At 66.3% G+C, this 9,512-nt stretch carries 6 protein-coding genes; 1 reads left to right on the forward strand and 5 read right to left on the reverse strand.

Going from position 1 to position 9,512, the window contains the following annotated elements; translation table 11 throughout:
• On the forward strand, positions 1-3,186 hold a 3,186-nt coding region (locus FJY88_09495), incomplete at its 5' end, for a CPBP family intramembrane metalloprotease (GenBank protein ID MBM3287563.1).
• Positions 3,187-3,206: 20 nt separating this feature from the next.
• Here FJY88_09495 and FJY88_09500 read toward each other — a convergent pair.
• The 5 genes from FJY88_09500 to FJY88_09520 all read right to left on the reverse strand — a co-directional run bounded on the left by FJY88_09500 (position 3,207) and on the right by FJY88_09520 (position 9,052).
• On the reverse strand, positions 3,207-4,898 hold the full coding sequence (locus tag FJY88_09500) for a hypothetical protein (GenBank protein MBM3287564.1): 1,692 nt from the start codon (positions 4,896-4,898) through the stop codon (positions 3,207-3,209).
• Positions 4,899-5,011: 113 nt separating this feature from the next.
• Positions 5,012-6,475, reverse strand: a complete 1,464-nt coding sequence (locus FJY88_09505) for an MFS transporter (GenBank protein ID MBM3287565.1) — start codon at positions 6,473-6,475, stop codon at positions 5,012-5,014.
• Between the two features lies 1 nt (position 6,476).
• A complete protein-coding gene (locus tag FJY88_09510) occupies positions 6,477-7,559 on the reverse strand; it encodes a DUF1028 domain-containing protein (GenBank protein ID MBM3287566.1) in 1,083 nt (360 codons plus the stop codon).
• Positions 7,517-8,164, reverse strand: coding sequence for a hypothetical protein (locus tag FJY88_09515; protein ID MBM3287567.1), 648 nt, complete (start codon positions 8,162-8,164; stop codon positions 7,517-7,519). The genes FJY88_09510 and FJY88_09515 overlap by 43 nt, the downstream gene beginning before the upstream one ends.
• Before the next feature lie 9 nt (positions 8,165-8,173).
• Positions 8,174-9,052, reverse strand: coding sequence for a hypothetical protein (locus tag FJY88_09520; protein ID MBM3287568.1), 879 nt, complete (start codon positions 9,050-9,052; stop codon positions 8,174-8,176).
• Positions 9,053-9,512 lie beyond the last annotated feature (460 nt).

Here is a 9,512-nt window from a genome sequence, read left to right on the forward strand (position 1 = left end):
GCGAAGGTCTTCCTCGAGAAGGAGCTGGGGCTCGAGGCGATGAATGAGGCGGTCGAGGGCGGGGCGAGGATCTGGCAGTGGTCGCACCGATGGTTCAAGCCCCTGCAGAAGGAGGAGTTCAGGGTCGGGATCGCGCCGACCGGAGAGCTGGTCCGCTTCACCCACCTTCTGGACGAGGACGCTCCGGGAGCCCGTCTGGAGGAAGGCGAGGCGCTGCGCCGCGCCGAGGATCAGCTCCGCGCCCTTCGCTCCCGGGGGCTGGACGATCTGCGCTACCTCGGCGCGACGAGCGTCGAGAGGAAGAACCGGACCGATCACGCCTTCACGTGGGAGAGGCCCGACATCGACTGGAAGGGTGGGCGCTACAGGCACAGGGTGACGATCCAGGGGGATCGACTCGGCGGCTACGAGGAGTTCGTGCAGGTCCCCGAGACCTGGGCACGGGACTATGCGCGCCTGCGCTCAAAGAACCTGAGCGCGAACGCAGTGGCGAACGTCTTCGGCTTCCTCACGATCCTCGCCATGCTGGTCATCCTGGTCCAGCAAGTCCGCCTGCGGGCGATCCGCTGGAGGTTCGCGATCGGCTTCGGCGCCGTCGCCGCGGCGCTTCTCTTCGTGAACAACCTGAACGGCCTGCCGCAGGCCCTCTTCCGGTATGAGACGACCCGTTCCTACGCGGGATTCCTGAGCGAGAGGATCCTCTTGGGACTCGCCGCCTCGATCGCGCTGGGGTTCGTGATCCTGATCATGGTCGCCTGCGGGGAGAACATCTATCGCTCTTCCTATCCGCGGAAGCTCGCGATCCCCTCCTTCTTCCGATGGGAGGGATTGAGGACGAAGGAGTTTCTCTTCTCGAGCCTCGCCGGGCTCGTCCTGACTTGCTTCTTCCTCGCCTACCAGACGGTCTTCTATCGGATCGCTTCGTCCCTCGGGGCGTGGTCGCCCGCCGATGTCCCGTACGACGACCTGCTGAACAGCGCGGTCCCTTGGGTCTTCCTGCTCTTCATCGGCTTCATGCCGGCCGTGACGGAGGAGTTCACGAGCCGCGTCTTCTCGATCCCCTTCTTCCAGCGCTTCCTGCGAAGTCGGGCGCTCGCCCTGATCCTGGCGGCGTTCATCTGGGGATTCGGGCACTCCGCCTATCCGAACCAACCCTTCTACATCCGCGGGCTCGAGGTGGGGCTGGCCGGAATCCTGATGGGCGTGTTGATGCTGCGCTTCAACGTCTTCATGCTCCTCGTCTGGCACTACACCGTCGATGCCCTCTACTCGGGCTATCTCCTCCTCCGCTCGGGGAATCCCTACTACGTGACGACCGCGGCCCTGGCGGGAGGGATCCTCATCCTGCCCTTCGCCGTCGCGCTTGTCGCCTATCTGCGAACGGGCAGGTTCGTCGATCCGGTCCCGCTTCGAAACGAGGCGCAGCCGGTTCCCGCGCCGGGAGAGGCGGTCGATGCGCGGGCGGCGGGTGAGATCATGCGCGAGGGCGAGGCGGCGGGGATCGGCACGATCGCCGTCCCTCCGCCGGCCGCTGCCGGACTGGAGGGAGCGGTCCTCTCCGAGCGGCCCCTCACGGCGCGGCGGGCCATCGTCGCCCTGGGCGTGAGCGCGCTGGCGCTGGCCGCGGTGATCGGCCTGAGATCGGGATCCGCGAAGCCGGAGGCTCCCCTGCGGACCGATCGCGCAACGGCGATGGCGACCGCGCGGGCCTTCGCGGCGACGCACGGCTTCGACACAAGCGGGTGCAAGTCGGCCGTGACGCTGAACGACGAGGCCGATCCGATCGCGGCGCGTTACGTCCTCTCGAAGGCGGGATTCTCGGCCTTCGCCGGATACTGGCCCGAGCGGCTGCCCGCGCAGAGCTGGGCGGTTCGCTTCTTCCGGCCCCTCGATCCTGCCGAAGCGCGGGCGAGGATCGATCTGGCGAGCGGGAGGGTCATCGCCTTCGATCACCGCATCGCCGAGGCCGACAGCCTGCCGCCCGTCTCGTTGGAGAGGGCGGAGGAGCTGGCCGCGTCGCTTCTCGGCTCGGTCGGCTTCGACACCGCGCCCATGGACCGGAAGGAAGCGGCCGACAAGCCGCGCCCCAAGAGAATGGACCGCACCTTCGCCTGGGAGGCGCCAGAGGGAGATCCGCGCAATGTCGCGCAGGCGCGCTACCGGATCGAGGGGAAGGTGACCGGGGATCGCGCGGCCGGTTTCGATCTGAAGCTGCGGGTTCCGGAGGAATACGAGAGGGCGCGCGAGAAGAGGACTGTGGCTTGGCCGACTGGGCTCGCCCTGCTCCTGCTCGGCGGGGGAGGGCTTCTCGGGCTGGCGATCCGGGATGTCGGGAGGGCGCACGGCCGAGGCGCGATCCCATGGCGCCGTCTGCTCCCCGGAGGCCTGGCCGGCATCGTCGTGGCAGTTGTGGGGACGCTGAATGCCATGCCCCGCCTCCTCGCGCAGTACAGCACCTCGGCTCCCTGGATGACGTTCATCGTCTTCGCCTGCGTCGGCGTGATCACGGCCGCCGTGTTCTACTTTCTAGTCGGCTGGGCCGGGACTGCGCTCACATGGGGGCTTCATCCGCGTGTCGCGTTGCTCGGTCGCGACGAGATCCGCAGGCGCTGGCTTCCGGGCGCAGCCCTCGCGCTGGTCCTTTTTCCCGTCTGGGGCAAGGTCCTCGCCGAGACTCGCGTCCTGATCGCGAAGTGGGCTCCCGGCGTGGCGCCGCCTCCGATCGCCGGTGCGGCGGGGCCGCTCGACGCTTCTCTTCCGGGTCTCTCCGCCTTCATCGGCGTCATCCTGGCGACCTTCGTTCTGTGCCTTGCCTTCGCTGTCATGACCAGAGTGCTCTCGTCCCGCGACTGGCCGGGCCGGTCGGGGCGGATCGCGCTGCTCGGGCTCTTGGCGCTGGGGCTTTCGATCATGCCTTCCCGCGGCGGGGGGGAGTTCATCCTGCTCCTCGCGCGTTATCTCCTCATCCTGGCGATCGGGGCCGGGCTGATCGTCTGGATCCTGCGCGGGAACGTCCTCGCCTACATCGCGGGCGTCTACGGCTACCACGCGGTTCGCGCCACGGCCGCCTTGCTGGGGGAGCCGAACGGATGGGCGCGAGCCCACGGGGTCGCCGCGGCGATCCTGCTCGCGATTCCGCTGGTGTGGGTCTGGGCGCGATCGAGGAAGCGGGCGGCGGCAGTCTGATCCGCAAGGCGGACGCGGGCCTACGGTCTCAGGGCATACGTGACGAACAGGCGCGACCCCGAAGGCCTCTGGACCTGCCACATCTGGCGTCTTTCGTGATGGAAGAGCGTGCCCCCGTTGTCTGCGAGCTCCGTGCTCTCAGCCAGCAGGTAGGACGTCGGTAGCCCTTGGGTCGCGTATAGCTTCGCCCCGCGCCACTCGTACGTGAACCCGAACGCTCCCGTCATCCAGGTCTCCCGCCGGAAGTCGTCTCTACGGTGCGATTGGAAGAAGCGATAGGAGGCGCCGCCTTCCGGGACCTCGGAGTCGCCGTAGTCCTTGTTCGTGTCCGTGTACTGGCGGAGGATCGTGACCCTCATGAGGGCCGAGAGGCCACGATAGACGCGCACGCTCGAGCTCCCTTCGATCCCCGTCGCGAAGAAGAGCTTCCTTCCCTTTGAGAACTCTTCCCAGTGCTCCGTCCATCCCAGATTCGGACTCGTCGACCAGAGGACGTCGCGCTGCGCCGAGTCGCTTGCGGGATTCCACCGCGTCTCGGTGTTTCGCATCCCCGTGCGGCCGAGCTCCAGAAGCAGGCCGCAATCGACGTACCCACGGGGCATAATGAAGTTGAAAAACGGGTTCGTCTCGAGGGCGTAGCCCACCTGCCCTTCCTTGGACCACGGTTCCGATTCGACCTGTTTGTTGACCCGCGTAGAGGTCGCCGACTCTCTCTGGAGCAGGAAGAGGATCCCTGCGTCGAGTCCCTCCCCGCGAATGAAGCTCGCCTTTGTATAACCCCGGAGCAGTCCCCCCGTTTCCCGGTTCTTCCAGTGGGGATCGGATCTGTAGGAACCGTCGAACTGCGATCCTTCCGTCTCGTCCCATGAGTAGCTGTCACCGTCCAAGAGGTTGGAACGGTACCGGATCCCTGACTTCCAGTTGCCTTGGCGCTCGAAGCTGATCTGCAGGTCCCATTGCCGGCCCTCGAAGACCGTGTAGTGGTCCTGGTAGAAAGCATCCACGTTAATGTTTGGATAGCCGAAGATGTGGTTGCAGCCCTGGGTCGCCCATCCCCATGTGAGACGCGGCACCTTGTAGTCGGTCGCGTCGCGAGTGAAGCTGATGTACCCATCGGGCTGGTCCGCGGTCTTGCGGGTGTACTCGACTTTGACCCCTAGGGGGTTCCCGAAGAGCGTGCGGGCATGGATCACCTTCAGGCTGTAGTCGTCCTTCTGAGCCCCTGTTGAGCCCTTGAAGGGGATGAGGACGTAGCTCCCTTCCGACGGCTCGGAGCGAGCCACGCCGCGCGCGTTGAGATTCATGCGCGTGGCGGTCGTTCCCATCTCGAACAGGAACCTCCCGTACTTCGTGTCGGTTGTGCCGCCCGTCGTCGTGGTTCGTTGGTTCATGGCCGAGGAGAGCCGCGCCCACGAGCGGACAGAAGCAGGATCGCCCCCGTAACCGTACGGCACGGAGAACTCGACCTCCTGGTAGTTGCTCGTGTAGCTGGCGGAGGGTCGGTTCTGCGGATGGGTGACGTCGCCCTGCCATGGCGAGGACTGCGGCTCGTAGCTCAGGTAGAGCATGCGCGACGGCCACCTGAGGATGTCGTGCGGGTAGGCGAAGACGGTCTCGTACGGATCGCTTCCGATCGTGAACGAAGGCCTGGCCTGAGCGACCGGCGGACAGAGAATGAATGCGATTCCCAAAACGGCCAGTGCGCGGTGCATGGCGCGCCTCCTCTGTGGGTTTGATCGAGCATCGGGTGAACGGCGCCCCCAGGCATCTTATCGGCCGAACTCGCCGGGTGCCACATGGGGTTCGGAGCGGCTCAGGGCTCCGCTCAGCGGGACCGGTCATGGCCGCCTTGTGGCTTGTCGTTCCTGCGAAGGACGGCGCCCCAGGTCTGCCAGCTCCGCGGCAGGCGCTGGGAGATCTCGTCGCCAACCAGGCCGAGCAGCGCCCTCACCGTGCCCGCCCTCTCTTCCCGGAGAGTCAGCGCGACCGGCAGAAGCGAGATCCTGAGGAGCGCGGAGAGGATGAAGAGAAGATGGAAGTTCGCGAGCGAGAGTCCGTGTCCTTCGAAGCTGAAACTCCTGATCCCCTGCGCGACGGCCCCTCCGAGGAGCGATGCCAGGAAGGTCGAGAGGCCGACGGCCATTCCCTGCACCCCGAGGTAGGCAGTCCTGTTCTCCTCCGGCGCTGTCGCGAGAACAAGGTTGAAGCTCGCGAGGGCGAATCCGGGCCAGAAGAGACCCGTCAGGCACGCGTCGATCCAGATCGGCGCGAGGTGGCCGGGAGCGGCGAACAGCCACAACAAGGGAAGGAATGAGACGCCGGCGATGTTGAAGACCAGGACGGGGCGATTCCCCACGCGGTCGATGATTCTCCCCCAGAGCGGAAGGCTGACGAGATTGAGGATGCCCGCGAGGATCGAGTAGGCGGCCATCGATGAGAAGCTCATCTTCAGGTTCTTGATCATCTGGGCGGCGAAGAAGGGGCTCGCCATGCCCGTGGCGCTCGACCAGAGGATCGTGAAGGCGAGCAGGCGGCGGTAGATGCGATTCTCGAACGGCTTGCGGAGCGTGGCGAGGAGCGGAATCGGACGCTCTCCCCGCAGCGGCGGCTCCCACTGCCGGGTGAGCGTGAGGGCGGCCAGGGCCGCGACGAAGGCGGCGGCCGCGAAGAGCCAGGCGAGGCCGCTCGCGTCCTCTCCGCGCGCGACGAATCGATCGTAGATCCGACCCGTCGCGAAGGTCGCGAGCATGACGACCGTCCCGATGATCGTGTTCCGCAATCCGAAGTAACGCCCCCGCTGCTCGATCGGGACGAGATCGCTCATCCACGAGAGCCATCCGGTCGCCGAGAGGTTCACGAGGGAGTTGCCGACGAAGACGACGGCGAGGAAAAGACCGAGCCGCATCGAGGGGTGAATCGGCAGGAAGGGGAGGAGACAGAGAAGACACCAGAGCGCTCTTCCTCCTCCCGAGCAGACGACGGAGAGCGGCTTGCGGCGGCCCAGGCGCCCGACGACTTGGGCTCCGACCACCGATCCGACGGTCGCGACGGCCGCGAGGGCGGAGAGCAGGCCGAGCTGGAAGTCGTTCGATCCGAGCATGAGCGCGTAGGCTGTGAGCAGAGTCCCGCTCGTGATCGTGGTATGGATGCCGGCAAGGGAGCCTTCCAGGATCGAGATCCGCTGACTCAGGACAGGTTCGCCGCGGGGCGGAGCGGAAGAAGAGGAGATCGCCGCGTCGGACGGCGGAGCCTCGGCGGGGTCCTGCGCGCCACCTCCCGGCGTCGTCACGCTACTCTATCCGGTCGATCCCCAAGCGCTTGCACGCCTTCTCGACCCCCGGGAAGACGGAGTCGGGGAGCCGCGCGAGCAGCGTGCGCCAGCGCGGGTTGACGCTGATCGCTTCCTCGAGGTCGTCGAGGGCGTTGCTCTCCTCTCCCATCGCCATCCTGACGGAGGCGCGCCAGAAGAGCAGCTCATCGGATGGCGACTGGCCGATGGCGGCGTCATAGAAGAGGGAGGCGGTCCGGTAGTCCTTCCGGGCGAACGCCTCATCGCCCTGGTCTGCCAGCGTGTAGCCTCGGTGCATGTCGTAGAGTCTCGACAGCTCGTAGATCGGCTGCCGGTGGTCCTCGACGCGCAGGTCGACGGTTCTGTTCTTCCACGGCTGCTTCGCATCGATCATCTTGACCACGAGTAGCGCGGCGGATTGCATGCCGCGGGCATCCCCGCCGGCCGCCTGTCCCGACTCGAGCGCGGCGATGATCCTCGCCGCCATAGAGCCCTCGGCGGCCTCGAACGACCTCGACATCGAGTCCCAGATCCCGGGCGCCGCGAGCAGGTTTCCGGCGCACGCGTGGTCTCTTCCGATGTGGCTGCCGGCGAAGTCGACGCACTCCTCGCCCGTGTGGACCGCGACGTTCCCTCTTGCGTCGATGACCAGGACCTGGCGCATCGCTCGAAGCGTGTCGGCTTCGACCTCGGCCTGGAGGGCTTCGGCCGCCGACTCGCCCCTGCGCAGGCGCTCGAGGATCCTGGGTCCGTAAGCCACTTCGACGAACGACTGCGTCGCGACCGCCCCGACCCCGGCCTCGGCCCAGGGGACGGTGCTGCCCACGGAGAACCAGTGGGATTGAACGCCGACGCCGATCTCGCCGGTCGTCGAGTCCCGCGCCACTATCGAGAAGGTGGCGCACAGATCGGGCCCCGCTCCCGCCGCTCGCGCCTCGAAGCCGGGCGGGCAAACAACAAGAGCGGCGGTCGCCGCGACCATCGCGACGGCCAACATCGCGGCCGACGCGGAGTCGATCCGCGCGGACCCAGTGCGCCACATCATAGAAGCCTCCCAAGGGCGTCGACCGTGCCCATCGCCCATTGCGTGATCAGGTAGTTCAGACGGCCGATCAGAAGCGAGACGCGGCCCATGACCGTGTAGCCGAAGGCTGCGCCGAATCCCAGCATGAGAAACCAGATCCCCACCCTGCTTGTGAGCCCGACGGCCCCCTTGTGCTCGAGGGAGAAGAAGAAGTAGATCAGGACCGAAAGGACGCCGGCGATGAGGATGAGGTTGTTGAGGAGGCCCATCGGCCCGGCGCTCAACGAGAGGGGGACTACCGTGCTCTGCATCTGAGGCAGCACCTCGCCGTGGAGCTTCTGGACCATGTTCACGCCGACGTAGTAGCCGACGTAGATCGCCAGCGACCAGCGGGCCCACCAGTTCGCCTTCGGGATGTAGCGCGTGTACAAGTTGACCCCGATCAGGGCGGGGATCAGGAGATCCCAGTTGCCCGCGAAGTTCGTTCGCAGGGGCTCGATGAGGTTGGGGCGAATGGTCTGATCGGCCTCCTGGCCGATGTAGTAGCCGAGCGAGACCCCAGCGAAGAGGGACTCCGCGAACCGGAAGAAGGGGTTGTCCTTGTAGAGGAAGCTGAAGATGCAGAGCGTCAGGAAGGAGGCGATCCAGATGCCGAGGAGATTCATCCCTTCCTCCTAGCGCTTCGCCTGGGCGGCGCGCCCGCGCCCGGCGAAGAAGGCCACGTTGGCCATGATGATGAAGAGCAGGATCAGCGTGTGGATGATGGTCTGCGCGTCCATCCCCTTGATGGCGGTATAGAGGCCCGCGCGCGTGTAGGCGGCCTCGACGATCGGATAGCGGTCAATCACCAGCCGCTCGTATTCGGATGCTCCTTTCAACCCCCCCAGGAGACCGACCATCTGCCCGGACTGGAGGTAGGCGTAGTACTTCGGGGCGGAGACCGCCGTGCACCCGACAGCGACGGGGATGTGAAACTGGGCATTGATCAGATTCGCCCACCACTCCCCGATGATCCCCGTGGCGAAACTCACGACCAGCTTCATGTCGTCGTACGTCCGCACCCTCTGGAGAAGTGGGACTTCCGACAGCGCCATGCCATATCTGTCGGTGGGGAAGACGCGGTGGATGTCCTCGCCCATCTGCTTCATCGTCGCCTGGCTCCCCGACTTGTACCCCAGATGGGCGTAGTCGATTCCGCGCCGGATGTCCGGGAAGTCGCGCAGGACGCGCGCGAGGGACTGATCCGCCATCGTGACGCCCCCGATCGGGAAGAGCGAGAGCAGGACGACCTTCACCCTCTTCGAGAAGCAGTGCCTCAGGACGGCGTCGGCCATCGGGTCGTTCTCGGGAGCGGTCGAGGGGCCGTAGTCGAAGGAGAGCAGCACGACGTCATCGGGGCCCATCTGCTCGATCCGATCGAAGAGCGCCTTCGCAGGAGGCGTCACCGATACCTTGAAACCGATCGGGAAGATGATTGGAAGCGCGGTCCCGATAGCGACCAGAAGGAAGATCCACCTGCGATCGAGGGCCATGAGACGATTGAGCCATTCCATCGCGCGCCTCCCCTCCTACTCGCTCTTCTCGACGCCGAGGAAGGAGCGTTCGATCCCGACGATGACGCGAAGCGACAGGCTCGCCGCCCCGAGAGCGGCGCCGATCATGATCCCTCGCTGCGCGGCCGCGTTGGGCCAGTCCATCATCCAGTCGGTCAGCCTTGCCAGGAAGGGATGCCCCCCCAGGATCATCTCCCCGAACGGGATCCGGCCGAGCATCACGAGCCCCGCCGCGACCAGGAGGATCGTCGCCTCCACGTTGCGCGCGCGGAAGGCGCGGAAGGCCGCCGACGCCATGAAGAAGGCGAGGAGGCTGAACATCGTCGCCTGCAACGGACTGAACATGAACTCCGCGCCGTACTGGAAGGGTGTGCGGCCGCCGTCGGGGGTGTAGCCGATTCCCTGGAAGGGGCCGATCCGAGCCGCCCCCATGATCCCGCAGAAGGCCATGCCGAGAAGG

It is taken from the genome of Candidatus Eisenbacteria bacterium (assembly GCA_016867495.1).
In the GTDB taxonomy this organism is placed as follows: domain Bacteria; phylum Eisenbacteria; class RBG-16-71-46; order CAIMUX01; family VGJL01; genus VGJL01.